Source organism: Streptomyces sp. NPDC052299, assembly GCF_040679335.1.
In the GTDB taxonomy this organism is placed as follows: domain Bacteria; phylum Actinomycetota; class Actinomycetes; order Streptomycetales; family Streptomycetaceae; genus Streptomyces.
The window spans coordinates 1-24662 of sequence record NZ_JBFAUP010000041.1 but is presented as its reverse complement, the minus strand read 5'-3'; the positions used below and the strand labels follow the sequence as shown (position 1 = coordinate 24662).

Sequence of the window (24662 nt, the reverse complement as noted above, 5' to 3'; positions counted from 1 at the left end):
CCGGCGCCGCCGGTCCGACCGAGGGGTCCGCGTCAGGCATGACGCGGCGCCAGATACACCAGGCCATGTCGGGCCTGATGGCCGGCACGCCCGCCGGGCCCCGGTGCGCGACTCAGGGTGCCCAGGGCGCCTCCACCGCCCAGGTCGTGTCCTCGGTGAACGTGGCCGGGTCGTCCCAGTCGTGGCCGCCGCCCGGGGTGGCCAGCCACACCTCCGACTTGATGTGCCGCAGATAGCTGCCCGGCAGGTTCGCGCTGGTCAGTCGCACACCGCCGGAGCCGGCGACCGCGCACCAGGTCGCGTCGGCCCGGTACAGCGCGGACCCGTCGTTCGCCTCCCGGCGGACCCGGAAGTCCCGGTGGCGCAGATACTCGCCCGGGTAGTTGCGCGACTCGAACGAGTAGCAGTTGCCGTTCGCCAGGCCCGGCACGATCTTCCAGGTGGCGTCGTTCTTCAGCAGCGAGCCGCTGGTGCCGTCGACCACCTCGGTGAAGGCCAGCCCGTCCTGGTGGCGCAGGTATCTGTTGGTGTAGCCGGGCGTGGTGACCCGCAGGGACTTGTAGCCCCCGGTGGGCAGGGACACCGGCGGGGCCGGGTTCTTCGAGGCGTTGATCAGGGCCTGGTTGGCGGCCCGCACCCGGGCCGTGTCCACCTTGACGACCTGGCGGTCGTAGGTGAGCAGCCCGTTGGCCTCGTTCTCCACATCGGTGATCTCGGTGTAGACCGAGGCGGACAGGCCGGCCGGGAGCTGGCCGACCCGGATGCCGTCGATCAGCCCGGTGAACCGGTCGTTCAGCGCGGACGTGCTGGGCTGGTCCTCGTAGCTGAAGCCGCCGCCGGGGAACCACTCGTGCCCCGGGACCTTGTAGCCGAGGCCGCCGAACTCACCGAGGACGGCCGCCCGGGTCGCGGTCGGCGCGGTGTTGCCGGGGCCGACGTAGATGTGGTTGTCCACCACGTCCCCGTTGCCGCCGTCCACCGAGCCGCAGCAGTTGACCCCGCTCATGTTGTCGACCAGCCGGCTCGGGTCGTACGCCTTGACCTCGTCCGCGATCCTGGCCTGGTCGTACTGCCCCCAGCCCTCGTTCTGGGCGACCCACATGACCAGCGACGGCGAGCTGCGGTGCTGGTCGATGACCGCGTGGAACTCGGCCTCCCACTGGGTGCGGGCCGCCGGACCCGGGGACTTGCCGGTGTCCATGGCCGGCATGTCCTGCCAGACCAGGAGCCCCAGCTTGTCCGCCCAGTAGAACCAGCGCTGCGGTTCGACCTTGATGTGCTTGCGGACCATGTTGAACCCGAGGTCCTTGTGGGCCTGGAGGTCCGACTTCAGGGCGGCGTCGGTCGGCGCCGTGTAGATGCCGTCCGGCCAGTAGCCCTGGTCCAGGGTGCCCGTCTGGAAGACGAACTTGCCGTTCAGGACCGGTCGCAGGATGTTGCCGACCTTCGCGATCGCGATCGAGCGCATGCCGGTGTAGCTGCCGACCGAGTCCGTCACCGCCGATCCGTCGAGCAGCTCTGCCCTGACGTCGTAGAGGAACGGGTCGTCCGGAGTCCACAGGTGCGTATCCGGCACCGGTACGGAGACCGTGGAGCCGACCGTGCCGCGGGCCGAACCGACCACGGTGCCGCCGCTGGACACGGTGACCCTGGCCGTACGCCCGGACGCCGCGTCGGCCTGCACCTTCACCCGCAGGGTGCTGGTGCCCGGGTCCGGCGTCATGTCCAGCCGGGTGATGTGCGCGGCGGCGACCGGCTCCAGCCACACCGTCTGCCAGATCCCGGAGGCCGCGGTGTAGAAGATCCCGCCCCCGCTGTGCGGCTGCACATCATTGATGCGCTGCTTGCCGACCGCCTGGCCGCCGGTCTGCGTGGGGTCGTAGACGGACACGACGATCGTGTTCGTCCCACCGTTCAGCTGCGGCGTGATGTCGTACGAGAACGAGTCGTATCCGCCCGTGTGCGCGCCCACCTGGGTGCCGTTCACCCAGACCGTGGTCTGCCAGTCGGACGCGCCGAAGTTGAGCACGGTCCGGCGGCCGTTCCAGTTCGACGGCACGGTGAAGGCGCGCTTGTACCAGAGCTTGTCGTTCTCGGTGATCCTGCGCTGGATGCCGGAGAGCGCGGACTCGGCCACGAACGGCACCCGGATCTGCTCCGGCCACGACGAGGGCTGCCCGGCGTCCCGGCCGGTCACCGCGAAGTCCCAGATGCCGTTGAGGTTGGCCCAGTCGGACCGGGTCAGCTGCGGGCGCGGGTACTCGGGCAGCGGCTTGTCGACCGGGACCTGGTTGGTCCAGGGCGTCGTCATCGGCGGCGTCCTGGGCGTCCAGGACGCCGCGCCGGCCGGCGCGGCGCCGGCCCCGACCAGCGCGGAGGACACCAGCGCCAGCAGGCCGGTCGTCGCGATCGCCCGTCTCCACCACGGCCTTCGGCGGGGGACTGGTAAACGGCTCACGGGTTCGTCTCCTTGATTCGGTTCGGCCCCCGGGTCCGGGAGCGGTACGGGAGGCGCGCGGAGCGCCGGGAATCAGACGAGCTGCCAGAGGTGGTCGTCGGTGCCGTTGTCGTCGAACTGGACGACGTGGGCGCTGTCGTCCTTGGACATGTTGTCGACGCCGAGGACCTTGCCGGAGTGGCGGTTGCGGATGCGGTACCAGCCGTCGCCGTCCGGGACGAGCTGCCAGAGGTGGTCGTCGGTGCCGTTGTCGTCGAACTGGACGACGTGGGCGCTGTCGTCCATCGACATGTTGTCGACGCCGAGGACCTTGCCCGAGTGATGGTTGCGGATGCGGTACCAGCCGTCGCCCTCCGCGACCAGCCGCCAGTCGTGGTCGTCGGTGCCCGTGTCCCCGAACTGCACGACGTGCGCGCTGTTGGCGGTGGACATGACGTCGACGCCGAGGACCTTGCCGGAGTGGCGGTTGCGGATGCGGTACCAGCGGTCCGCGAGCCACGGTTCCGCGTTCGGTTCGACGGTCGGGAACGAGGTGATGCGCAGCCGCGCCGCCCCCATCGGGACGAGGGTGACCTCCTCCACGGGCTCGGTGCTGCGGGCCGGGGAGTCCTGGAGCGGGGCCACCACGTGCTCGTCGTCGGCCGTCCACTCCGGGATGCGGCGCGCCTTCGCGGTGATGGACAGCGGAGTGCCGTCGAGCGTGAAGGGGTTGGCCGCCTTCGCCCCGCGCGCGTGGTGGTGGCGCAGGGACGCGGCGGGCTTCTTCGCGTCCAGGACGAGCCCGTAGTTCCACGGGCCGGTCGCGTGGACCGCGTACTCGGGGAACTGGTCGCTGCCGCCGATGCGCTCGTACGTCTCGCCGATGCGCAGCGAGTACGTGAGCGGGCCGCGGTCCACGCTGACGGAGCCCCGGTTGTCCGTCCAGGTGCGTACGGTGGTGCGCTGCGGGAAGCGCAGGGTGACCCGGTCCCCGTCGGCCCAGGTGCGGTCGATCCGGGTGAAGGCGGGACCGGCCGGGGCGTCCACGCGCCGCCCGTTGACCGTGATCTCGGGGGCGTCGCACCAGGCCGGGACGCGCAGCACCAGCGGGAAGGCCAGCCGCTTCGGGGCCTTCAGGGTGAGGGTGACCGCGTCCGTGAAGGGGTAGTCCGTCTCCTCGGTGAACGTGACCTCGGTGCCGTCGGCGACCTTGGCCGTCACCTCGCAGGCGGCGTACATGGCGGCGGCCAGGCCCCCGTCGGGGGTGGCGAGCCACAGCTCCTCGGTGAAGTACGGCCAGCCCATGCCGTAGTTGTGCGGGCAGCAGCGGTACTGGTCGACGCCCGGCAGGAACGCCTGCATGGCGAACCCGTTCTGGAACTGGCGCTCCGACTTGGGCACGTTGTCCAGGTCCACGCTGTTGGCGCTGGTGATGTAGTGGATCGCCCTGCCCGACGGGTCGAGCGAGGCGGGCAGCGAGTTGAACGCCAGCTCCTCGCAGCGGTCGGCCCACAGCGGGTCGCCGGTGATCCGGGTCAGCAGCTGGTGGCTGGCCATGAACTCGACGATGCCGCAGGTCTCGAAGCCCTGGCGGGGGTCGCCGTGCCCGGGGCGGGCGTTCTCGTCACCGGCGAACCCGCCGCCGGGGAACTGGCCGTACTGGTCCATCGCCTTGCCGTACGTCCCGTACGTGTCCCGGGTGTCCTGCGCCGACCCGCTGCGCAGCGCGTACTGGGCGGGTTCGCGGAAGCCCTGGGCGATGTTCACGTTGTGCGGGTTGACCAGGTTGTCGCCCCAGTCGGCACCGTAGGTGTGGATCTTGTCGGCGAGGTCGAGCAGGAAGGTGTCGCCGGTGCGGTTGAACAGCCAGAAGACGCTGTCCAGGCCGTCGCCCCAGCGCAGGGCGATCCAGCTGGTGTTGAAGGCGCCGGGGCCCTGGGTGTTCATGTACCGGAAGAACCGGCTCAGGAAGGGGATGATCCGGGCGTCCCCGGTGTACTCCTGCCAGGAGCGCAGTGCCTGCACCAGCGGCAGGAACGGCCAGAAGTCCGGGCCGCCGTTCAAAGAGGTGCGCAGCGCCTTCGGGCCGAAGAACCCGTCCGGCTGCTGGGTGGCCAGGATCGCGTCGAACCAGCGGCGCACCGAGGCCAGCGCCTTCGCGTCACCGGTGACGATCGCCAGGTCGGTGTAGCCGCGCAGCCAGTACGGGACCTCCTCCCAGCCGCCGAGCTCGGGGCGGACCCAGCCGGTGGCCGAGAAGTCGAGGAAGTGCGAGAACTCCTCGTACCGGCCGCACAGACCGTCCAGTTGGAGCTTCAGCTGTCCGGCGAGCCAGCCGCGCGCGGTGACCTGGCCGGGCGGGAGCTTCAGGAAGGCGGTGGGATGCAGGGGCGCGGCATTGGGGGAGTAGTGGCCGCCGTGCGCGGGCCGCACCCGGTGCTCGGCGGCGGTCGCGGTGGCCGACCAGCGGCCGGCCGCGGTGGTGGCGGCGACGGTCGCGAGGGCGGCGGTCATGAGCTGCCTGCGGTTCAGGGGCATGGGCGAGGGCTCCTGCTCTGCCGGACACGGGATCCAGCTTCGGAATGCGCATGACAAGAGGGGGCGTCACCGTGGTGCGGCTGTGCGGACCGGCCGCGCGCGCGGCGAAGGGTGCCGTCGCGATCCGGGCGGAGGGCGTGGCACTTTTCTGCAACGTTGGAAAATGGGGTTCCGGCGGTATGACAGCACGCCGTCGGGCGGCTGTCCAGAGGGGCGGCGGCATCGCCCGGGTCCGGCCGCCGCGCGAGCCCGAAGTGGCTCCGACACATTTTGGAAACGCATCGACAACGCTCTTGCCGCCTGCGCCGCACCGCCTATATAACGTTGTAAACCGAGCCGCCGAGAGGCCGCGCAGGCTCTCACGACCGCAGTTTGTGCAGCTAGGGGCCGTCTCCTAGCGGGGCCGTGAGTGCAGTGACATCAGCCGCCGCGCAGCGGCCGATGCATCGTCCAGCCATGACCGACCGCACGCCCTTCGGCGTGCCGTCATCCCGCCAAGGAGCTCCCGCGCATGATGATCCAGCGTCGATCCCGTACCCTCGCCGTGGCCTGCGTCCTCGCCGCCACCGCCACGCTGGCCGTTTCCGGCTGCTCCAAGTCGGAGGGCTCGGACAACAACGCGAGCAGCGACAGCAGCCAGGCGGCGCAGGCGGCCAAGACCCCCGAGTCCTCGTCCGGTTCGGGCTGCTCGCTGCAGAGCTACGGCGCGCCGAAGCTCGACCTGAAGAACGCGGTGGTCGGCTTCTCCCAGTCGGAGAAGGAGGCCAACCCCTTCCGTATCGCCGAGACCCAGTCCATCAAGGACGAGGCCAAGAAGATCGGCGTCAAGAAGCTGCTCACCACCAACGCCCAGTCGCAGCTGTCCAAGCAGATCAGCGACATCCAGGACATGCTCGCGCAGGGCGCCCAGTTCCTCATCGTCGCCCCGCTGAACTCCGACGGCCTGGAGCCGGCCCTCAAGGCCGCCGCCGCCAAGAAGGTCCCGGTCCTCACCGTCGACCGCAAGCTCAACGCCACCGCCTGCAAGGACTACGTGGCCTTCCTGGGCTCCGACTTCGTCGAGCAGGGCAAGCGCGCGGCCGACGCGATGATCAAGTCGACCGGCGGCAAGGGCAAGGTCGCCATCCTCCTCGGTTCGTCGGGCAACAACGTCACCACCGACCGCACCAAGGGCTTCGTGGACCAGCTCAAGGCCAAGGCCCCCGACATGGAGATCGTCGCCCAGCAGACCGGCGAGTTCGCCCGCGACAAGGGCCAGCAGGTCACCGAGCAGCTGATCCAGTCCAAGCCCGGCATCACCGCCATCTACGCGGAGAACGACGAGATGGGCCTCGGCGCCGTCACCGCGGTCAAGGCCGCGGGCAAGAAGCCCGGCAAGGACATCAAGATCGTCTCCGTCGACGGCACCCGCAACGCCGTCCAGGCCATCGTCAACGGCGAGTACAACGCCGTCATCGAGTCCAACCCGCGCTTCGGTCCGCTGGCCTTCGCGACCGCCCAGAAGTTCTACGGCGGCGAGGAGATCCCCGAGAACGTCATCATCAGCGACCGCGCCTACGACGAGGCCAACGCCAAGTCCACGGTCGGCAACGCGTTCTGATCCCAGCCGGCCCCACCTGCCCGTACCGGCTCCGTCGGTTCACGGCCGCCGCGGCGCTTCCCCGTCGCGGCGGCCCCCCCCGGGCCCCCATCCTTGGAAGAGCGGAAGGCCAAGACCAGCCATGGCACCACCCGAAGCAGTACCGCAGCCGCCGGAGCCGGCCGCAGAAGCGAAGGAGAGCAGCACGACCGGAACGGCCCTCGTGGACGGACCCGGCGCGGCACCCGCCGTCCTGGAGGCCCGCTCGGTCAGCAAGCGGTTCCCCGGCGTCGTCGCCCTCGACGGCGTCTCCTTCTCCCTGCGCGCAGGCGAGACCCACGCCCTGGTGGGAGAGAACGGAGCCGGGAAGTCCACCCTCATCAAGGTGCTGACCGGTGTCTACCGCCCCGACGAGGGCGAGCTGCGGCTGGCCGGCCAACAGGTCACCTTCTCGCGGCCGTTCGAGGCGCAGGAGGCCGGGATCTCCACGATCTACCAGGAGGTGAACCTCGTCCCGCTGATGAGCGTGGCGCGCAACATCTTCCTCGGCCGCGAACCCAAGAACCGCTTCGGTCTGATCGACTTCCCCCGGATGTACCGCGAGGCGAGCGAACTGCTCGACGGCTTCGGCGTCCGCGTCGACCCGAAGCGCCCCCTGCACACCCTGGGCATCGGCACCCAGCAGATGGTCGCCATGGCCCGCGCCGTCTCCGTGAACGCCCAGGTCGTCATCATGGACGAGCCCACCTCCTCGCTGGAGCCCCGCGAGGTCGAGACGCTCTTCCGGGTCATCGAGGACCTGCGCGGCCGCGGCATCGCCGTCCTCTACGTCAGCCACCGCATGGACGAGCTGTACCGGATCTGCGACCGGGTCACCGTCCTGCGCGACGGCAAGCACATCCACACCGGCGACCTCGCCGACCTCGACCGGATGCAGCTCGTCTCGATGATGCTCGGCCGCGACATGGCCGAGGTGCGCCGCGAAGGGCTCACCAACTTCGGCTCCGAGGGCCACGAGGCCGCGCGCACCCCCGTGCTCACCGCCACCGGCCTCTCCCGCGACCACCAGCTGCACGACATATCCCTCGACCTGTACGCGGGCGAGGTGATGGGGCTCGGCGGACTCCTCGGCTCCGGGCGCAGCGAGACCGCGAAGGCCATCGCCGGAGCGCTCTCCCTGGACTCCGGCGAGGTCAGCATCGCCGGACGCACCCTGCGCCGCCTCACCTCGGCGGGCGCCATCCGGGCCGGGATCAGCCTCCTGCCCGAGGACCGCAAGGCCGAGGGCATCGTGCCCGGCCTCTCGGTCCGCGAGAACATCGTGCTGGCCGCGATGCCCCGGCTGTCCCGCGCCGGCATCGTCTCGCGCGCCAAGCAGGACCGCATTGTCGACATCTTCATGAAGCGACTCAGGATCAAGGCGGCGAGCCCCGAGCAGAAGGTCGGCGAGCTCTCCGGCGGCAACCAGCAGAAGGTGCTGCTGGCCCGCTGGCTCTGCCTGGAACCGAAGGTCCTGCTCCTCGACGAACCCACCCGGGGCATCGACGTCGGAGCCAAGGCCGAGGTCCAGAGCCTCATCGACGACCTCGCCCGCGAGGGCCTGGCCGTTCTGCTCATCTCCTCCGACATCGAGGAACTGATCGAGGGCGCCGACCGGATCGTCGTCCTGCGCGGCGGAGCGGTTGCGGGCGAACTGGCGGGCGACGAGGTGGCGGAGAGCCATCTGCTCGAAGTGCTCGCCGACCACTCACCGGCAGCCGCGGACAAGGCGCCGGCAGCGAAGGAGGACCCCCGATGACCCAGGCCGCAGTCACCACCCCCGCAGCCCGGCCGCTCGCCCGGCTGCGCGACCCCGCCTGGTACCAGGAGTACGGCGTCTACCTCGCCGTCGCGGTCGTCCTCGTCTTCAACGCCCTGTTCACCGAGCACTTCATGACGGTGGACAACCTGCGCACCCAGCTCGTCCAGGTCGCCCCGATCGTCATCGTCGCCCTCGGCATGGCGCTCGTCATCGGCACCGAGGGCGTCGACCTCTCCGTCGGCTCGACCATGGCCCTGGCCGCCGCGCTGCTGCCGCTCTACCTCGGCTACGGACTGGTCCCCGCGCTCGTCATGGCGCTGCTCGCCGGCGCCCTCGTCGGAGCGGTCAACGGCACCCTGGTCTCCCTGGTCGGCCTGCAGCCGATCGTCGCCACCCTCGCCCTGTTCGTCGGCGGCCGGGGCCTGGCCCTGGTCATGGCGGACAGCCAGCTCAAGCAGATCGTCAACCCCGACCTGCTCTCCCTGGGCACCGGCTCCTTCCTCGGCATCCCGCTGGTCGTCCTGATCGCCGGAGTCCTCGCCGTCGCCGTCGCCTTCCTCGTCACCCGGACCACCTTCGGCCGCCAGGTCGTCGCCATCGGCGGCAACCGCTCCGCCGCCGCCCTGGCCGGACTGCCCGTGCGGCGGGTGCTCATCGGGGTGTACATGCTCTGCGGGGTCCTCGCCGCCCTCGCCGGGGTCCTGGCCACCGCCAGGCTCACCGCCAGCGACCCCTCCTCGCTCGGCACCCTCATGGAACTCTCCGCCATCACGGCGGTCGTGGTGGGCGGCACCCCGCTCAACGGCGGCTCCATCCGGGTCCTCGGCACCGTCGCCGGCGCCCTGCTGATGCAGCTGCTGCGGGCCACCCTCATCAAGCACGACCTGCCCGACTCCACCGCACAGATCGCCCAGGCGGCCATCATCATCGCCGCCGTCTACGTCGCCCGGGAGCGTCGGTCCCGATGAACGAAACCTCACCTGCCCCGGCGGCCTCCGCCCCGGCCCCGCGCAAGACCCCCGCCGCGTCCGGCGCCACCAGGCCGGTGCCCGGTGCCGGATCGCCGCGCACGACCGGCGGCCGGATCGCCGAACTCCTGCAACGCCAGGGCGTGCTCGTCGTCCTCCTGACGGTCGTGATCGTCGCGTCCTGCATCTACCCGACGACGTTCTCCACCCTGGACAACGCCCGCGGGGTGACCGTCCAGGCATCGTTCCTGGCCGTCGTCGCGCTCGGGATGACCATGGTCATCATCACCGGCGGCATCGACCTCTCCGTCGGGTCCGTCTTCGCCCTGGGCGGGGTGCTCGCCGCCTGGGCCTCCCAATGGGGCGTCCTGCCCGCCCTGTTGGTCCCCCTCGTGGTGTGCGGCGCGATCGGCCTGCTCAACGGCTTCCTGGTGGCCCGCGCCGGAATGGCCCCGTTCATCGTCACGCTCGCCACCCTCCTCGGGGCGCGCGGGCTGCTCCTCGCGATCACGGACGAGGGCGCCACCACCTACCTGGTGCCCAAGGACTCGGCCTTCGCCGAACTCGGCCAGGGCGCCATCTGGGGCTTCGGCTACCCGATCTTCATCGCCCTCGCGCTGTTCGGCCTCGGCGGACTCCTCCTCCAGCGCACCTCGTTCGGGCAGTCGATCTTCGCCGTCGGCGGCAGCAGTGACGCCGCCACCCTGATGGGCCTGCCCGTCGCCCGTACGAAGATGCTCGTCTACACGCTCAGCGGACTGCTGGCCGGGCTGGCCGGTGCGCTGAACGCCGCCCGGCTCTCCTCCGGAGTCACCATCCTCGGCGTGGGCATGGAGCTCGACGCGATCTCCGCCGTCGTGATCGGCGGCACCCTCCTCATCGGCGGCGCCGGCTCCATCAGCGGAACGCTCTGGGGCGTTCTGCTCCTTCAGGTCATCCAGAACCTGATCAACCAGATCGGCTCGCTGAACTCCTCGTACCAGTCGGTTGTCAGCGGCGGCTTCCTTATCGTTGTCGTCGTGGCCCAGCGCTATCTGGCGCGCAGCCGCAGAACCACCTGAACCGGTGCCGGGGCCCCACGGCCCCGGCACCGTTCGAGCCGATCGAGCCGAACCGGCGGGAGCCGGGCCACCGCGCCTCACCGCGCGACAAGTCGATTCAGGGGAGTGCCGTGGGCGTCAGCCTCAAGGACGTTGCACAACGGGCGGGCGTGTCCATCAAGACCGTGTCGAACGTGGTGAACAACTATCAGCACGTCACACCGAAGATGCGCGCCAAGGTGCAGCAGGCCATCGACGAGCTCGGCTACCGGCCGAACCTCACCGCCCGTCATCTGCGCAAGGGCCGCACCGGGATCATCGCGCTCGCCGTCCCCGAGTTCGGCAACCCGTACTTCGCGGAGCTGGCGGGCGCGGTGGTCGACGCCGCCGCCCGGCACGACTACACCGTGCTGGTCGACCACACCGCGGGGCTGCGCGAGAAGGAACTCCTCGTCAGCCAGGGGTTCCGGTCCCACGTCATCGACGGGCTCATCATGAGCCCGATCCATCTGGAGACCGAGGACCTGATGGCGCGCACCGACACCGCGCCCCTGGTCCTGCTCGGCGAGCGCGAGTACGAGGCCCCGTACGACCACATCGCCATCGACAACGTCGCCGCGGCACGCGAGGCCGTACGCCACCTCATCGAGCTCGGCCACCGCCGGATCGCCTTCCTCGGCTCCCGGACGGGCCGCGAACGCCAGCCCGCCCACCTCCGGCTGCGCGGCTGGCGCGAGGAGCTGGCCGCCGCCGGAATCGAGCCCGACGAGGCGCTGGTCGTCGTCACCGACGGCTACGGCCGCGAGGACGGGGCGTCCGCCATGGCCGCGCTCCTCGACCGCGGCGAGCGGCCCGACGCCGTCTTCGCGTACAACGACCTCATCGCCATCGGCGCCATGCGCACCCTGACCGCCCGCGGCCTGCGCATCCCCGAGGACGTCGCCGTCGTCGGCTTCGACGACATCGAGGAGAGCCTCTACGGCGCGACCACGCTCACCACCGTGGCGCCCGACAAGGAGGCCATCGCCCAACTCGCCGTCGACAGCCTGGTCGAGCGCCTTTCCGGCGAACCGGTGGCGGAGCCCAGGCGGCCCCGGCCCGGCTACCGGCTCGTCGTCCGCGAATCCACCGTTCCCCGGCCCTGACCGGCACAACACCCCCTGGGCCACCGGCCGGGCTCCCCGCCACCCCCGGGGAGTCCGCCGCCCACGGCCCGCCCGTCCGGCCGCTCCGACCTTCCGATCGCCCCAAGGATCATTGATGCCTCGCCCCACCGTGCACAGCAAACCGTTCGGCGCCCACGGGTCCACGAACGTCGACATCTGGACGCTCGACTCCGGCACCGGAGTCCGGGCCGAGATCCTCACCTACGGCGGCATCCTGCACCGGCTCACCGTGCCCGACACCGCCGGCACCCCGGCCTCGGTCGTCCGCTCGCTGCCCGCCCTCGACCACTACACGGGCAAGAACCCGTTCTTCGGCGCCCTGGTCGGCCGCTACGCCAACCGCATCGCGCACGGCAGGTTCACCCTCGACGGGGCGGAGCACCAGGTCCCCGCCACCGACCGGGGCCACGCCCTGCACGGCGGGCCCGACGGCTTCCACACCCGGGTCTGGTCGGCCGAACCCAGCACCACGGACGAGGCGGCCGTCCTGCGGCTCACGCTGCACAGCCCCGACGGCGACATGGGCTTCCCCGGCGCGCTGGACGTGACGGTCACCTACACCCTCGACGCGGCCGGCACCCTCGCGCTCGACTACGCGGCCACCACCGACCGCGCCACCGTCGTCAGCCTCACCAACCACGCGTACTTCGACCTGACCGCCCGGGGCGACATCCTCGGCCACACCCTCCAGGTGGACGCCGGGCACTACCTCCCCGTGGACGAGGAGGGCATCCCCGAGGGCCCCGCCGAGCGCGTCGCCGGCACCCCCTTCGACCTGACCGGGCCGCAGACCCTCGCGGACCGGGTCGCCCTGCCGCACGAACAGCTGCGCCGGGCGGGCGGGTTCGACCACTGCTGGGTCCTCGACGGCGCGGACGCACCGGCCGCTCCCCGCCGCGCCGCCCGCCTCACGGCACCCGGCGGCGGGCGCGTCATGGAGGTGTGGACCACCGAACCGGGCATCCAGGTCTACACCGCCAACCAGCTGGACGGCACCCTCGCCGACCCGGACGGCGGCCACCACGAGCGCCACAGCGCCGTCTGCCTGGAGACCCAGCACCTCCCCGACTCGCCCAACCGGCCCGACCACCCGTCCACGGTGCTGCGCCCCGGGGAGCGGTTCCGCAGCCGCACCGAGTACCGCTTCCCGCACCTGGAGGCCCCGCAGGTGTGAGGGGGCGCTCCTCAGACGACCTTGTGCCCCGAGGCCATGGCGGCCACCGCCCTTCCCAGGCGGGCCGCCCTGACCTCGGGCGACGGGGCCGTCATCAGGCGCAGGAGCACCAGATAGCGGTCGGACCTGCCGAGCCCGTCGTAGAACCGCCGCGCAGCCCCGTCCGCCGCCAGCGCGTCCGCGAGGTCGGCGGGCATGGTCGCCAGGCTCTGCGAGGGGTACGCCGCCTCCCACCGCCCGTCCGCGCGCGCCGCTTCGATCTCCGCGAGACCGGGCGGGCGCATCCGCCCGGCGGCGATGAGCGCCTCGGCCTTCTCCACGTTGACGAGCGACCAGACGCTGCGCGGCCGGCGCGGCGTGATCCGCTGGAGGTAGTACACCTCGTCGCAGGACCTGCGCTGCCCGGTGATCCAGCCGTAGCAGAGGAGGACGTCGGTGTACTCGTCGACGGTCACCGAGGGCACCCCCGAGCGCTGCTTGGCGATCTTCATCCAGAGCCCGGCACGGTCGGCGTGGTGCCGCTCCAGCCAGGCTTCGAGATCCCCGGCGCTCGCGAACGCCAGGGCGTCGTCCAGGATCCCCGCCGTGCTCGTCATGACTGCGCCTCCCGTTCCGGGGCCGGTCCTGTCGTCCGGCACAGTCCCACGCTAAGGGTCCTTCAGGACAGTTCCTGTCCTATACGGCCAACTACGATGAGCCTCGTAGTATGGGAGCCCCGGACGGAGCGACGATACGGAGAGCGACCGTGACCCCTGCCAGCACCGCCGACCCGGCAGCGGGCGCCCGCACCCTGCCCCATCCGGCCCGTGAGGAGATCCGGCTCGAAGCGGTCCTGCACGCCCTCTCCGACCCGGTGCGGCTGTGCGTCGTCCGCGAACTGGCCGCCGCCGAGGACGAGCTCACCTGTTCCTGTTTCGATCTGCCGGTCACCAAGTCCACCTCCACGCACCACTTCCGGGTGCTGCGCGAGAGCGGCATCGTCCAGCAGACCTACCGGGGCACGGCCAAGATGAACGGGCTGCGCCGGGACGACCTCGACGCGCTGTTCCCGGGCCTGCTCGACCGCGTCCTCGAAGCGGCGGCCCGCCAGGCGGCCCGCCTCGGTGAGCGCTGAGGCGGCGGCTTCGTCACCCTGCGACCCGGTCGTGTCACGGACCGTAGTACTTCATTGACCGATCAGCCGGGACGGGACATGCTGTACCCCCGCCACGGACCGGTTCCGGCGACGCAGGGGATCGCCGGAGCCGGGACGTCTCAGAACGCCGGGCGTTCGCCGCCTCCGGTCGCCGCGGCCCACTCGACCAGCAGACGCTGATACTGCTCCTCGTCCTCCGGGGACAGGTGGCCGCCCGAACGCCGCCACAGGTCGCGAATGTCTTCATTCACCACTGCTGCGGGGCGTACGGAATCGGACGGGCACTGAGTCGGGGACATGTCCTCCAGGCTAAGGCCACGATGTGACAATCGGACCCATTGCGCGTCAGGGACATCTCTCACATGTGTCTCAGGCAACCTTCTCGGTCAGTCCGAGCTCCCGCAGCCCGTCGGGCCGTTCATCCACCGGCAGGTGGCGTACGAAACGCACCGCACAGCCCAGCGCGGCGGCCCCGCCGTCGGCGTCCCGGTCGTCGCCGACCATCACCACATCCGCCGGATCCTGTCCGAGAAGTGTGCAGGCGGTGCGGAAGAGGCGTGCGTCCGGCTTCTGGACGCCGTGCTCGAAGGAGAGGACGTACGCGTCCACGTAGCGGTCCAGGCCGTGCGCGCGGAAGACGGGGCGGAGGTCCCAGCCGATGTTGCTGACGATCCCGATGCGGACCCCGGCCGCTCGCAGCCCTTCCAGCACCTCCGCCGCGTCCGGATAGGGGCGCCAGGCGTCCGGGCGCAGATGGCGGTCGTACAGCGCGTCGTAGAGACCGGGGTCGGGCAGGGCGACCTGGCGGGCCAGGCCGGTGTACACCGCGCGGTGGAGCTCGGCGCTCTCGTCGCGGTGCGCCCAGCCGTCCGCCAGCTCCTCGGGCATCCGCTTCGGGCCGGGACCGCCGGGCAGCGCGCCGAACGCCTCCAGTTCCGTCGCGTACCGCTCGAAGGCGGCCTCGTCCACGCGCACCCCCCGCTCGGCGAGGGTCGCGGCGAGCCAGGAACGGACCGGCTCGATCCGGAACAGCGTCCCGGAGAAGTCGAAGAGGGCACCCTTGATCCGCATGGCACCGATCCTCGCCGAACCGGCCGGGCCCGGGCAAGGCCGCCTGTCCGGCGACCGGGACCCCGCCTCGCCAGGGCCCCGGCGCGTCAGGGCCTCCGGCGCGCGGGCGCGGCGGCGCACCAGCGGTCGAAGCCCACGATCGCGAAGGCGGTCAGCGCGGCCCCCATGAGCCACCCGCCCAAGACGTCCGACGGCCAGTGGACGCCCAGGTACAGCCGGGTGAGCCCGACGCCGAGCACCGAGACGGCCGCCGCCCCCACCGCCGCACGCCACGGCCCGCGCCGCACCCCGGACCGATGCAGCAGCCACAGCAGCAGCCCGCAGCTCACCGTCGCCGTCATCGCGTGCCCCGAGGGGTAGGCCGCGTAGTGGGCGGAGTCCACCGGGTCCGCCCACTGCGGCCGGTCCCGCCCGACGGCGGCCTTGACGCCCTGCTGCACGAGCGCCGAGAACAACGTCGTCCCCGCCACCCACACCGCGAGCGTCCGGGTTCCGCGCCACCACAGGACCACCACCGCGACGGCGATCAGGGCCCGGAAGGTCCACGGGTCCCACAGCCAATCCGTCAGCAACCGGTTGGCATGGACGAGGCCGGGCTCGGTCACCGCCCGCCGGTGCAGCGCCTCCGCGATGCGCGCGTCGAGGTCCACGAGCGGCCGCCACCGGGCGGCGACCAGCGCCGTCACCGCACCGCCGAGCACCACGCAGACCGCACCCGCCCGTGAGAGGCGCGAAACGGCGCTGACCCGGCCGACGGGGGAGAGCAGCGGAATGTGCATGGCACGATCCTCGCCGACCGGCAGCCCCTCAGGCCATTCCACCGCGCCCGGAGAGCCCGTTCGCTACTTCAGCGCGCTGAGCCCCGGGACGAACGCCACCAGCAGCGGGACGACGGGCACCAGGGCCGCCGCCGCGGTCAGCCGCAGCCGCCGTCCGGCCGTGAGCCTGCCCGCCGGGGCCAGCAGCCGGTTCACCCGCAGCGGGAGTTCCGCGTCCACGGCCGAGGACGGGCCGAACACGCCCCGGTCCTCGTTGAGTTCGACCAGGGCGAGGGCGATGGTCAGCCGGCCGAAGCGGCGTGAGGCCACATCGTCGGCCGCCAGCTCGACCAGCCGGTGCATCTCGTTGCGGAAGGCCGCGAAGACCGGCACCTGCGGGAAACCGGTGGCCAGCGCCTCCGAGCAGTTGAGCAGCCAGTCGTGCCGGGCCTGCGCGTGGCCCTGCTCATGGGCCAGGACCGCGTCGAGCTGGCGGCCCTTCAGCCGCCCCAGCGCGGCCGTGGTGATGACGAGTTGGGGCGCGGACCCGGGCAGCCACCAGGCATCGGGGCGCTCACCCTCCAGCACGACGAGACGCCCTGCCCCCGGCTCCTCGCCGGGCATCAGCGGGGCGCGCACCAGGAGTTCGGTCCGCCGCCGCTTGCGCCGCAGGTGCGCCCGGTGGATCTCGCGGGCCAGCATGGCGGCCGTCCACACCCCGCCCAGGGCGAGCAGCACCGCCAGCACGGCCGACCAGGCCCCGTGGCCCGCCAGCGCGTACGCCTCCACGACGGCGTGCGGCGCGGGTGCGAAGACATGGCCGCGTACCGCCTGCCAGGCGGCGGCCGCGCTGAACGTCATGGAGAGGGCGAACGAGAGCAGCACCGCGGCCACCACGCACTGCCACACCCACAGCGCCACCACCGGCTCGCGCTCGGGCCACTCGGCCCGCGCCATCAGGCGCGGGGTCACGACGGCGGCCAGTGCACCGAGCAGCAGCAGCGCTAGGGAGACCCACATGGCGTCAGCCTATGAGGGCCGCGCCACACACGGGTATGGCTCCGCACGCCAAGTGACGCACACCACGGAACGCGGGCCTGCCCGTCTCACAGGGTGAGCAGCATCGCGAACATGGCTATGCCCATGGTGAGCCGGCACGCCAGTGCCAGCTCGGGGCGCGCGCCCCAGCCCCCGGTCGAGGGCCCGCCGCCGGTGGCCGCCGCGGCCACCGGCACCAGCCGGGCGCCCGAGCGCAGCACGTACACCGCGTAGTAGACGAGGAGCAGCCCTGTGAGCAGGGGTATGCCGCCCGCGCCGGCCATGCTGTGGGCCCCCGTCGCGTGCGAGCCGTGGCCGGCACCGTGCCCGCCCGCCCCGGCCCGGGCCATCACCACCGCCATGTAGACCATCGCGGCGGAGCCGACCAGATGGTGCAGATGGTGTCCGCTGCGCCGGGAGAACCACAGCGCCCGCAGCGCCGCGATCCCGAAGAACACCGCGTAGACCTCCCACCCCCACGCGGGCGGTGCGACGGCCGCCGGGATCGCCATCGCGGCCATGCCGAAGCCCATCAGCGCCTCGGCCCGCGCGGCTCTGCGCTCCTCCGCGCTTCCCGTACGCGTGCGCAACAGGCAGTACGAGCCCGTCACGGCGCACAACGCCATCAGCAGCCATCCGGACATCGCCGGTCCGTGCACAGCGGCCCTCCCCCCCGGGCGAACGACATCGCCGTCGACCAGTAGATGCCCGGGCCCGGACACCCGTACGCGGCGCACGGAGGTGCAGGGGGAGCGTGCGACGGGAGTGTTTCCGCGACGCGCCCGGCATGCGGCCCCCCCGCGCGCCCCGTGAGGGCCGCCGGGAGCCCCGTCGCCGCCCTCGGAGTTACGCTGCTCCGGCACCGCCCCCGCACAGAATCCGGAGACACCCGCCATGGACACCGCCCCGCCCCCGGACACGGCAGAGCTGACGTTCCGCGACGCCACCGAAGCGGACATCCCCGCACTCGTCGAGCTGATCGAGTCGGCGTACCGGGGCGACAGCAGCCGCACCGGCTGGACCACCGAGGCGGACATCCTCCGGGGGCAGCGCACCGACCCGCAGGGCGTGCGCGCGGTGATCGAGAGCCCGGGCAGCCGACTGCTCGTGGTGGAGCGCGACGGCGCGCCCGTCGCCTGCTGCCAGCTGGAGCACCGCGGCGAGGCCGCGTACTTCGGCATGTTCGCGGTCCGTCCCGCGCTCCAGGGCGCCGGCCTCGGCAAGGTGATCATCGCCGAGGCCGAGCGCACCGTCCGGGCGAGCTGGGGCGTGCGCGAGATGCACATGACCGTGATCTCCGTCCGCGAGGAGCTCATCGCCTGGTACGAGCGCCGGGGCTACCGCCGTACGGGCAAGCTGTCCCCGTTCCCGTACGGCGACGAGCGCTTCGGCATCCCGCAGCGCGACGACCTGGCCTTCGAGCTGCTGGTCAAGGAGCTGGACGCCTGACCGTCGGGGCCGTCAGGCGGGGGCGCCGCCCCCGCGCTGGATGTCGGGGTGGTCGGTGGTCACGCCGTCGAGCCCCAGTCCCTCGGCCAGCCGCAGCTGCTTCTGGGTGTTGACCGTCCAGCCGAAGACCGTCAGCCCGTCGGCGTGTGCCTTCTCGACCAGCTCCAGCGTGATGCGCCGGATGTTGAGGATCAGCCGGGTCGCGCCCACCGCCTTCGCGCGGTCCAGCAGGTCCCCGCCCCAGCGACTGGCCACCAGCGCCGTCCGCACGCCCGGGACCAGCTGCGCGATCTCGGCGATCGCCTCGTCGTGGAACGAGATCACCTCGACGCGCTCCACCAGGTCGCGTTCGTGCATGACCCGGGCCAGCGTGCGGGCCGCGGCCACGTCCTTGATCTCCGCCTGGAGCGGGGACCGCACGGCGTCCAGGACCTCCTCGAAGACGGGCACCCGCTCGCCGAGGCCCGCGTCGAGCGCGCGCAGCTCGGCCAGCGTCTTCTCCGCGATCGGACCCGCTCCGTCGGTGGTCCGGTCCACCTCCGCGTCGTGCATGACGGCCAGCGCGCCGTCCTTGCTCAGATGCAGGTCCAGCTCGATGAGGTCCACGCCCTCCTTCTCGGCGCGGACGAACGAGCGCAGGGTGTTCTCCGGCTCGAAGCCCGGCGCTCCGCGATGACCGATCGTGAGAAAAGACAAGGCCCGCTCGCTTCCGTCGACGCTCTGTTCCCCCGGCAGCCTAGTGGCCCCGGAGCGCCGTACGAGGAAGAGGCGGGCCCGGCTCCGCGGCGTCCCGCGAAACCCCCGAAGAAGTCGCCGCAGCGGCGCGCCACAGGAAAAATGACGGTGACCATGGAGGTCGGCAGGATAATTTCCACAATCCCACTTGTCCCGGGGACTCGCACACGGATACGGTGGACGGACGCGAGGTTCTCCCGTGGAGGAAGTGTGATGACGGAAATTCTTGTGCACGATGCCGCATCCGGCGACATAGCTGCCGCCCCACGGGTGATCGAGCACCCGGCCTGGCCCGCGCTCAAGAACGCCGTGGAGGAGATCCGCCCCTGGCAGTCGAAGGACGGCTCCATCGACTTCGACGCAGAGGGCGCGCCCGCCCCGGCGCTCGCCGAGGCCGCCGTGGAGCGGGTGATCGGGGCCGTCGAGGAACTGTCCCCGCTGCTGCCGCACGACGCCGCGTACCACCGCGCCCTCGTGAAGGACCTGCGCGGCTGGGTGGGCAGCGGTTTCGACGTCCCCGACTTCCTGGACTCCCTGCTGGCCTTCCAGCCGGCCAAGGGGCGCGCCGACGGCCTCCAGCACCTCGTCGTCTTCGCCATGTACACCCAGAACGGCAACCCCGACCGCAATCTCGAAGCGGTCGTGCTGCGGATGGTCTGGCCCGACTGGCTCGCGGAGCTGGAGGCCAGCCGCTACGACAACCCGCTGTTCTGCGGCATCACCTTCGAGGACTTCACCTCCGGCTACGACACCAACTCCGCCGTGCTCTTCCCGGAGACCATCGCCGTCCGCGAGGCCCCCGAGCGCTTCAGCTGGGGCGGCATCTTCTGCGACCGGGAGGCCGCCCGCTTCCGCCGCGTCACCGAGGCGGCCGTCGACCTCCTCGGTGTCGAACTGCCCGACGACATCCGCGCGATGATCAGCGACCAGCAGCGCTGCGAGCAGGCGTTCGTCCTCTGGGACATGGTCCACGACCGCACCCACAGCCACGGCGACCTGCCGTTCGACCCCTTCATGATCAAGCAGCGCCAGCCGTTCTGGATGTACGGCCTGGAGGAGCTGCGCTGCGACCTCACCGCCTTCAAGGAGGCCGTGAAGCTGGAGGCCGAGGGCAACCCGCACGGCCGCGACGTGCAGTACGCCGTGCTCTTCGACCGGATGTTCCGCTTCCCGGTCACCGGCGAGCGGGTGCGCAACTACGACGGCCTCGGCGGCCAGCTGCTCTTCGCGTACCTCCACAAGCACGACGTCGTCCGCTGGACCGACAACACCCTCCGGATCGACTGGGAGCGCGCCCCGCAGGTCACCAACCAGCTCTGCGCCGAGATCGAGAAGCTGTACCGGGACGGCATCGACCGCCCCAAGCTGGTCCACTGGTTCGCCGCGTACGACCTCGTCTCCACCTACCTCGCCCCGCACCCCGGCTCCCGCTGGGCCAAGGGCCCCGACGCCCTGGACCTCTCCCAGCCGCCCCGGAAACTCGTGGACGACGTGCTTCCGGACGAGTTTCCCCTGAGCATGTTCTATGAGGCCCTCTCCAAGAAGCTCAAGAGCGTGATCGCCTCGGCCAAGGGCATCACCGGCTCGGACGCAGGGAAGGCTGCCGCGTGAGCACAGGTCCCAAGGAGGCGGAGACCATGAACGGAACAAGCACGGGCGACGCGGACGGCGCGCTCGAAGGCGCCGTGGTCGCCGTCGCGGGAGCCGCCGGTCCGGCCGGCCGGGCCACGCTGCTGCGCCTCGCGGAGGCGGGCGCCGTCGTCGTCGCCTCGGACTCCCACCCCACCCGGCTCGCCGAAGCCGTCGACGCGGCGCGCTACGCCCACGGCGGCGCGACCGTCACGGGCGACACCGTCGACCTGCTCGACCTGGCCGCCACCAGGGAATGGGCGGCCAAGACGGAGAAGGAGTTCGGCCGCATCGACGGCGTCGTCCACCTCGTGGGCGGCTGGCGCGGCAGCGCCACCTTCGGGGAGACCGACCCCGCCGACTGGACGCTGCTGGAGAAGCTGCTGATCCGCACCGTGCAGAACACCTCGCTGGCCTTCCACGACTGCCTGCTGCGCAGCGACCGGGGGCGCTTCCTGCTGACCAGCGCGGCGGGCGCCAGCAAGCCCACCGCGGGCAACGCCGCCTACGCCGCCGCCAAGGCCGCCGCCGAGGCATGGACGCTCGCCCTCGCCGACTCCTTCCGCAAGGCGGGGGGCGAGGACGGCCCGCGCAGCGCGGCTGCGATCCTGGTCGTGAAGGCACTGGTGCACGACGCGATGCGCGCCGAGCGCCCGAATGCGAAGTTCGCGGGCTTCACCGACGTCAAGGAACTGGCCGATGCCATCGCCGGCGTCTGGGACCGGCCCGCCCCGGAAGTGAACGGAAAGCGCCTGTGGCTGACCCCGCAACCGTAAGGACCGACGCGCGTCGCCACCACGACCCGCAGGTCCGCGGTTTCGCCAGTGACAACTACGCGGGGACGCACCCCGAGATCCTCGCGGCACTCGCCCTCGCCAACGGCGGCCACCAGGTCGCCTACGGCGAGGACGACTACACGGGCCATCTCCAGCGCGTCATGCACAGCCACTTCGGGCCCACCGCCGAGGCGTTCCCGGTCTTCAACGGAACCGGCGCGAACGTGGTGTCGCTCCAGGCCATGACCGACCGCTGGGGCGCGGTCATCTGTGCCGAGTCCGCGCACATCAACGTGGACGAGGGCGGGGCGCCCGAGCGGGTCGGCGGCCTCAAGCTGCTCACCGTGCCCACCGAGGACGGCAAGCTCACTCCGGAGCTCATCGACCGGCAGGCGTACGGCTGGGACGACGAACACCGCGCCATGCCGCAGGTCGTCTCGATCACCCAGAACACCGAACTCGGCACCGTCTACACACCCGGCGAGATCCGCGCCATCTGCGAACACGCCCACGGGCACGGCATGACGGTGCACCTCGACGGCGCCCGCATAGCCAACGCGTCGGCGTCCCTGGACGTGCCCATGCGCACGTTCACCAACGCCGTGGGCGTGGACGTCCTGTCCTTCGGCGGCACGAAGAACGGGGCCATCTTCGGCGAGGCCGTCGTCGTCCTGAACCCCGATGCGGTCCGGGCCATGAAGCACCTGCGCAAGCTGTCGATGCAGCTCGCGTCCAAGATGCGCTTCGTCTCCGTGCAACTGGAGGCGCTGCTCGCCGGCGACCTGTGGCTGCGCAACGCCCGGCACGCCAACGCGATGGCCCAGCGGCTCGCCGAGGGCGTGCGCGGGATCGGCGGCGTGGAGATCCTGCACCCCGTCCAGGCCAACGCCGTCTTCGCGCGGCTGCCGCACGCGGTGACCGAACGGCTGCAGAAGCGCTTCCGCTTCTACTTCTGGGACGAGCAGGCCGGGGACGTGCGCTGGATGTGCGCCTTCGACACCACGGAGGAGGACGTCGACGCGTTCCTCCTCGCACTCAAGGAGGAGATGGCCGCCGCCTAGAGCGTGGCTGTCGCCGGGGCGTGGATTCGTCCGCGCCCCGGCGACACGTTTCAGCCGCGCTCGCGGACCTCGGCCGCCGTCGGAGCCGTACCGCCCAGGTGCGCGGGCACCCACCACGTGTCACTCGCGTCCTTCGGCCGGACCGGATAGGCCCGCTGGGCGGCTTCGAGCAGTTCCTGCACCCGCTCGCGCAGCCGCCGCGTGATGGCGCCCGCGTACTGGTCGGTGGGGGCCTCCACGGGCTCGCCGACGCGGATCGTGATCGGCGTGTGATTCCGCTTGAAGCTGCGCGGCCGGCCCTTGGTCCAGAGCCGCTGCGTACCCCACAGCGCCATCGGGATCAGCGGCACCCCGGCCTCCTGCGCCAGGCGCGCGGCACCCGACTTGAAGCTCTTGAGCGTGAACGACTCCGAGATCGTCGCCTCGGGGAACACCCCGACGATCTCCCCGGACCGCAGCGACTCCAGCGCGTGCGCGTACGCGTCCTCGCCCTGTTTGCGGTCGACGGGAATGTGCTTCATGCCGCGCATCAGCGGCCCGGAGACCTTGTGCCGGAATACCGATTCCTTGGCCATGAAACGCACCAGCCGCTTCTGCGGGAGCGCGGCGAGTCCGCTGAAGATGAAGTCCAGATAACTGATGTGGTTGCTGACCAGAACAGCGCCACCGGTCTTCGGGATGTGCTCCGAACCCTGCGTGTCGATCTTCAGGTCGAGCGCCTTGAAAAACGTACGAGCGGCGCCGATGACCGGCCGATAGACGAGTTCTGCCATCTGGGGAAGACCCTTTCTTCAGCGCCCGCGGAGGTTCTCCCGGCGGAAGTTACGCAGCCGTAGGTTTTCGGCATTGCGCCGATCGTGCCCCATGCGGCGACGCGGTGGCCAGTCCCGGCGGCGCCGGGACGCGAGATTCTTGTCACGTGGGGCGGCCGGGAATGACCTCGAGGTCGCGGACGCTGACCCCTTGCGTAGAACTCTGACGGGAGGCCGAAGGTGAACGGGCAGGCAGGCGCCGAGAGGCTGGACGCGGCACGACTCGGCGCGGAACTGGGGGAGCGGGCGACGCTCGTCCAGTTCTCCACCGCCTTCTGCCAGCCGTGCCGGGCCACCCGCCGCACCCTCGCGGAGGTGGCCGGAATGGTCGAGGGCGTCGCCCATGTGGAGATCGACGCGGAGGCGCGGCTCGCGCTCGTACGCGACCTCGGCATCAGCCGGACCCCGACCGTCCTGGTCCTCGACGCCGGGGGCCGGATCGTCCGCCGGGCCGAGGGGCAGCCCCGTACCGTCGACGTCGTCGCCGCCCTCGGCCGCGCGATATGACGGACCGTGATGCTTCTCCCACCTTCCGGAACGCCCTTGACTGCGCCGACCGCGCATCGTCAGTCTGACGTTATGCCGTCAGATCCCCTTCTCCATGGCCGGGCGTACATCGACCTCGCCCGTACCGCCGGCGCGTGCTGTCCGGGTGCCTGAGCATCCGCCACCCCGCATTTCCGACGCGCAGAAGGACATCTCCATGACGGCATCACCCGGGCTCGGCAAGACGCGCACGGCATCCCCGGACCTCCTGCGCTCCGCGTTCCGCGAGCACGCCGCCGGAGTCGCCGTGATCACCGCCGCCGGGGAGCGCCCGGTCGGCTTCACCGCCACCTCGCTCACCTCCGTGGCCGCCGAGCCGCCCCTCGTCTCCTTCGGCGTCGGCACCTCGTCCTCCAGCTGGCCGGTGCTGGCCGAAGCCGAGCACGTCGGCGTGCACATACTCGGCGAACACCAACGGGAGCTGGCCGCCACCTTCGCCCGGAGCGGTGCCGACCGGTTCGGCCCGTCCACCTTTTGGCGCAGCGGCCCGGAGGGGGTTCCGCTGCTGGACGACGTGCTGGCGTGGCTGGTCTGCCGCGTCGTGGCCCGTGTCCCGGCGGGCGACCACCACATCGTGATCGCGCAGGTGGTGGAGGGCGACCGGGTCGGCGGAGGCCGGCCGCTCGTCTATCACCAGGGCCGGTTCACCGCGCTGCGGGACTGACGCGGCGCCCGGGGTTCCCGGGCGGATCGCGTTGGGCAGATCACAGTGCAAAGCGCTTGCTCATTGGGCGAACACTGGATGTACTGGCGAGTAATATGACGGTCGGAGCGTCGGTCGCCCCGACCGGAAAACGCCCCATCAGGCGCCTATGCTGCGTGCAACAAGGCAGCCCGGAAATGACGATGCAGTAGGAGAGCCGGCGTGAGCTTGAGGATCGTTGTCTGTGTGAAGTACGTGCCCGACGCGACCGGTGACCGGCATTTCGCCGATGACCTGACGTTGGAC

24 protein-coding genes and 1 pseudogene are annotated in these 24662 nt (G+C 71.5%); 15 read left to right on the top strand and 10 right to left on the bottom strand.

Annotated elements, in window-relative coordinates; translation table 11 throughout:
* Positions 1–112 precede the first annotated feature (112 nt).
* Both AB0L33_RS34685 and AB0L33_RS34680 read right to left on the bottom strand, forming a co-directional pair.
* The gene (locus AB0L33_RS34685) at positions 113–2383 is read right to left on the bottom strand and encodes an AbfB domain-containing protein (protein ID WP_365687708.1); all 2271 of its coding nucleotides are present in this window, start codon (positions 2381–2383) and stop codon (positions 113–115) included.
* A gap of 147 nt (positions 2384–2530) precedes the next feature.
* Entirely contained in the window at positions 2531–4975 is a 2445-nt protein-coding gene (locus AB0L33_RS34680; protein WP_365687704.1) for an RICIN domain-containing protein, read from the bottom strand.
* Positions 4976–5486: 511 nt separating this feature from the next.
* Between AB0L33_RS34680 and AB0L33_RS34675 the strand changes: the two genes are divergently transcribed.
* From AB0L33_RS34675 to AB0L33_RS34650, 6 genes are all read left to right on the top strand, one after another.
* Positions 5487–6575 carry an ABC transporter substrate-binding protein gene (locus AB0L33_RS34675; RefSeq protein ID WP_365687703.1) on the top strand — a complete coding sequence of 363 codons (1089 nt, stop codon included), beginning with the start codon at positions 5487–5489 and terminating at the stop codon, positions 6573–6575.
* A 121-nt stretch (positions 6576–6696) separates the two neighbouring features.
* Positions 6697–8352, top strand: a complete 1656-nt coding sequence (locus AB0L33_RS34670; protein WP_365687702.1) for a sugar ABC transporter ATP-binding protein — start codon at positions 6697–6699, stop codon at positions 8350–8352.
* Positions 8349–9323 carry an ABC transporter permease gene (locus tag AB0L33_RS34665; protein WP_365687700.1) on the top strand — a complete coding sequence of 325 codons (975 nt, stop codon included), beginning with the start codon at positions 8349–8351 and terminating at the stop codon, positions 9321–9323. Before AB0L33_RS34670 ends, AB0L33_RS34665 begins: the two co-directional genes overlap by 4 nt.
* Positions 9320–10384 carry an ABC transporter permease gene (locus AB0L33_RS34660; RefSeq protein WP_365687699.1) on the top strand — a complete coding sequence of 355 codons (1065 nt, stop codon included), beginning with the start codon at positions 9320–9322 and terminating at the stop codon, positions 10382–10384. The genes AB0L33_RS34665 and AB0L33_RS34660 overlap by 4 nt, the downstream gene beginning before the upstream one ends.
* 110 nt (positions 10385–10494) lie before the next feature.
* Positions 10495–11508 (top strand): LacI family DNA-binding transcriptional regulator, encoded by a 1014-nt coding sequence (locus AB0L33_RS34655; RefSeq protein WP_365687697.1) that lies wholly within the window; start codon positions 10495–10497, stop codon positions 11506–11508.
* Positions 11509–11623: 115 nt separating this feature from the next.
* Positions 11624–12703 carry an aldose epimerase family protein gene (locus AB0L33_RS34650; RefSeq protein ID WP_365687695.1) on the top strand — a complete coding sequence of 360 codons (1080 nt, stop codon included), beginning with the start codon at positions 11624–11626 and terminating at the stop codon, positions 12701–12703.
* An 11-nt stretch (positions 12704–12714) separates the two neighbouring features.
* Here the strand turns inward: AB0L33_RS34650 and AB0L33_RS34645 are convergent, their stop codons facing one another.
* Positions 12715–13299, bottom strand: coding sequence for a YdeI/OmpD-associated family protein (locus AB0L33_RS34645; protein ID WP_365687693.1), 585 nt, complete (start codon positions 13297–13299; stop codon positions 12715–12717).
* A gap of 149 nt (positions 13300–13448) precedes the next feature.
* On the opposite strand from AB0L33_RS34645, the gene AB0L33_RS34640 reads away from it, so the two are divergent.
* Positions 13449–13817, top strand: coding sequence for a helix-turn-helix transcriptional regulator (locus AB0L33_RS34640; protein WP_365687692.1), 369 nt, complete (start codon positions 13449–13451; stop codon positions 13815–13817).
* A 140-nt stretch (positions 13818–13957) separates the two neighbouring features.
* On the opposite strand, the gene AB0L33_RS34635 is transcribed toward AB0L33_RS34640, so the two are convergent.
* The 5 genes from AB0L33_RS34635 to AB0L33_RS34615 form a co-directional block, all read right to left on the bottom strand.
* Entirely contained in the window at positions 13958–14137 is a 180-nt protein-coding gene (locus AB0L33_RS34635) for a hypothetical protein (protein ID WP_365687691.1), read from the bottom strand.
* A 70-nt stretch (positions 14138–14207) separates the two neighbouring features.
* A complete protein-coding gene (locus AB0L33_RS34630) occupies positions 14208–14909 on the bottom strand; it encodes an HAD-IA family hydrolase (RefSeq protein WP_365687690.1) in 702 nt (233 codons plus the stop codon).
* A gap of 86 nt (positions 14910–14995) precedes the next feature.
* Entirely contained in the window at positions 14996–15688 is a 693-nt protein-coding gene (locus AB0L33_RS34625; protein ID WP_365687688.1) for a phosphatase PAP2 family protein, read from the bottom strand.
* A 63-nt stretch (positions 15689–15751) separates the two neighbouring features.
* Complete coding sequence (locus AB0L33_RS34620) at positions 15752–16687, bottom strand: M56 family metallopeptidase (RefSeq protein WP_365687686.1); 936 nt, start codon at positions 16685–16687, stop codon at positions 15752–15754.
* An 86-nt stretch (positions 16688–16773) separates the two neighbouring features.
* A complete protein-coding gene (locus tag AB0L33_RS34615; RefSeq protein ID WP_365687684.1) occupies positions 16774–17364 on the bottom strand; it encodes a DUF5134 domain-containing protein in 591 nt (196 codons plus the stop codon).
* A 235-nt stretch (positions 17365–17599) separates the two neighbouring features.
* On the opposite strand from AB0L33_RS34615, the gene AB0L33_RS34610 reads away from it, so the two are divergent.
* Positions 17600–18154, top strand: a complete 555-nt coding sequence (locus tag AB0L33_RS34610; protein WP_365687683.1) for a GNAT family N-acetyltransferase — start codon at positions 17600–17602, stop codon at positions 18152–18154.
* Between the two features lie 12 nt (positions 18155–18166).
* On the opposite strand, the gene AB0L33_RS34605 is transcribed toward AB0L33_RS34610, so the two are convergent.
* The gene (locus AB0L33_RS34605; RefSeq protein ID WP_365687681.1) at positions 18167–18850 is read right to left on the bottom strand and encodes a glycerophosphodiester phosphodiesterase family protein; all 684 of its coding nucleotides are present in this window, start codon (positions 18848–18850) and stop codon (positions 18167–18169) included.
* A 252-nt stretch (positions 18851–19102) separates the two neighbouring features.
* Between AB0L33_RS34605 and AB0L33_RS34600 the strand changes: the two genes are divergently transcribed.
* The 3 genes from AB0L33_RS34600 to AB0L33_RS34590 are packed head-to-tail and all read left to right on the top strand — an operon-like array spanning position 19103 to position 22355.
* Positions 19103–20500, top strand: coding sequence for a DUF6421 family protein (locus tag AB0L33_RS34600; RefSeq protein ID WP_365687679.1), 1398 nt, complete (start codon positions 19103–19105; stop codon positions 20498–20500).
* Positions 20501–20526: 26 nt separating this feature from the next.
* Positions 20527–21294, top strand: a complete 768-nt coding sequence (locus AB0L33_RS34595) for an SDR family NAD(P)-dependent oxidoreductase (protein WP_365687677.1) — start codon at positions 20527–20529, stop codon at positions 21292–21294.
* Entirely contained in the window at positions 21273–22355 is a 1083-nt protein-coding gene (locus tag AB0L33_RS34590) for a low specificity L-threonine aldolase (RefSeq protein ID WP_365687676.1), read from the top strand. Before AB0L33_RS34595 ends, AB0L33_RS34590 begins: the two co-directional genes overlap by 22 nt.
* Before the next feature lie 50 nt (positions 22356–22405).
* Here the strand turns inward: AB0L33_RS34590 and AB0L33_RS34585 are convergent, their stop codons facing one another.
* Positions 22406–23128, bottom strand: coding sequence for a lysophospholipid acyltransferase family protein (locus AB0L33_RS34585; protein ID WP_365687674.1), 723 nt, complete (start codon positions 23126–23128; stop codon positions 22406–22408).
* A 219-nt stretch (positions 23129–23347) separates the two neighbouring features.
* Here AB0L33_RS34585 and AB0L33_RS34580 point away from each other — a divergent pair, with 219 nt between their 5' ends.
* From AB0L33_RS34580 to AB0L33_RS34565, 4 genes and pseudogenes are all read left to right on the top strand, one after another.
* On the top strand, positions 23348–23674 hold the full coding sequence (locus AB0L33_RS34580; protein WP_365687673.1) for a thioredoxin family protein: 327 nt from the start codon (positions 23348–23350) through the stop codon (positions 23672–23674).
* A 9-nt stretch (positions 23675–23683) separates the two neighbouring features.
* Positions 23684–23827, top strand: a complete 144-nt coding sequence (locus AB0L33_RS34575; protein WP_365687706.1) for a putative leader peptide — start codon at positions 23684–23686, stop codon at positions 23825–23827.
* A gap of 43 nt (positions 23828–23870) precedes the next feature.
* Complete coding sequence (locus AB0L33_RS34570) at positions 23871–24377, top strand: flavin reductase family protein (RefSeq protein WP_365687672.1); 507 nt, start codon at positions 23871–23873, stop codon at positions 24375–24377.
* Positions 24378–24578: 201 nt separating this feature from the next.
* Positions 24579–24662 (top strand): annotated as a pseudogene (locus AB0L33_RS34565) (electron transfer flavoprotein subunit beta); the annotation flags it as partial.

What these genes read in the sequence shown, in the direction of transcription:
- AB0L33_RS34675 (WP_365687703.1), top strand. Translation starts at nt 5,487, where the DNA reads ATGATGATCCAGCGTCGATCCCGTACCCTCGCCGTGGCCTGCGTCCTC.
- AB0L33_RS34645 (WP_365687693.1), bottom strand. Translation starts at nt 13,299, where the DNA reads ATGACGAGCACGGCGGGGATCCTGGACGACGCCCTGGCGTTCGCGAGC.
- AB0L33_RS34585 (WP_365687674.1), bottom strand. Translation starts at nt 23,128, where the DNA reads ATGGCAGAACTCGTCTATCGGCCGGTCATCGGCGCCGCTCGTACGTTT.
- AB0L33_RS34595 (WP_365687677.1), top strand. Translation starts at nt 20,527, where the DNA reads ATGAACGGAACAAGCACGGGCGACGCGGACGGCGCGCTCGAAGGCGCC.
- AB0L33_RS34650 (WP_365687695.1), top strand. Translation starts at nt 11,624, where the DNA reads ATGCCTCGCCCCACCGTGCACAGCAAACCGTTCGGCGCCCACGGGTCC.
- AB0L33_RS34600 (WP_365687679.1), top strand. Translation starts at nt 19,103, where the DNA reads ATGACGGAAATTCTTGTGCACGATGCCGCATCCGGCGACATAGCTGCC.
- AB0L33_RS34670 (WP_365687702.1), top strand. Translation starts at nt 6,697, where the DNA reads ATGGCACCACCCGAAGCAGTACCGCAGCCGCCGGAGCCGGCCGCAGAA.
- AB0L33_RS34660 (WP_365687699.1), top strand. Translation starts at nt 9,320, where the DNA reads ATGAACGAAACCTCACCTGCCCCGGCGGCCTCCGCCCCGGCCCCGCGC.
- AB0L33_RS34665 (WP_365687700.1), top strand. Translation starts at nt 8,349, where the DNA reads ATGACCCAGGCCGCAGTCACCACCCCCGCAGCCCGGCCGCTCGCCCGG.
- AB0L33_RS34625 (WP_365687688.1), bottom strand. Translation starts at nt 15,688, where the DNA reads ATGCACATTCCGCTGCTCTCCCCCGTCGGCCGGGTCAGCGCCGTTTCG.
- AB0L33_RS34575 (WP_365687706.1), top strand. Translation starts at nt 23,684, where the DNA reads ATGCTTCTCCCACCTTCCGGAACGCCCTTGACTGCGCCGACCGCGCAT.
- AB0L33_RS34620 (WP_365687686.1), bottom strand. Translation starts at nt 16,687, where the DNA reads ATGTGGGTCTCCCTAGCGCTGCTGCTGCTCGGTGCACTGGCCGCCGTC.
- AB0L33_RS34635 (WP_365687691.1), bottom strand. Translation starts at nt 14,137, where the DNA reads ATGTCCCCGACTCAGTGCCCGTCCGATTCCGTACGCCCCGCAGCAGTG.
- AB0L33_RS34680 (WP_365687704.1), bottom strand. Translation starts at nt 4,975, where the DNA reads ATGCCCCTGAACCGCAGGCAGCTCATGACCGCCGCCCTCGCGACCGTC.
- AB0L33_RS34570 (WP_365687672.1), top strand. Translation starts at nt 23,871, where the DNA reads ATGACGGCATCACCCGGGCTCGGCAAGACGCGCACGGCATCCCCGGAC.
- AB0L33_RS34630 (WP_365687690.1), bottom strand. Translation starts at nt 14,909, where the DNA reads ATGCGGATCAAGGGTGCCCTCTTCGACTTCTCCGGGACGCTGTTCCGG.
- AB0L33_RS34610 (WP_365687683.1), top strand. Translation starts at nt 17,600, where the DNA reads ATGGACACCGCCCCGCCCCCGGACACGGCAGAGCTGACGTTCCGCGAC.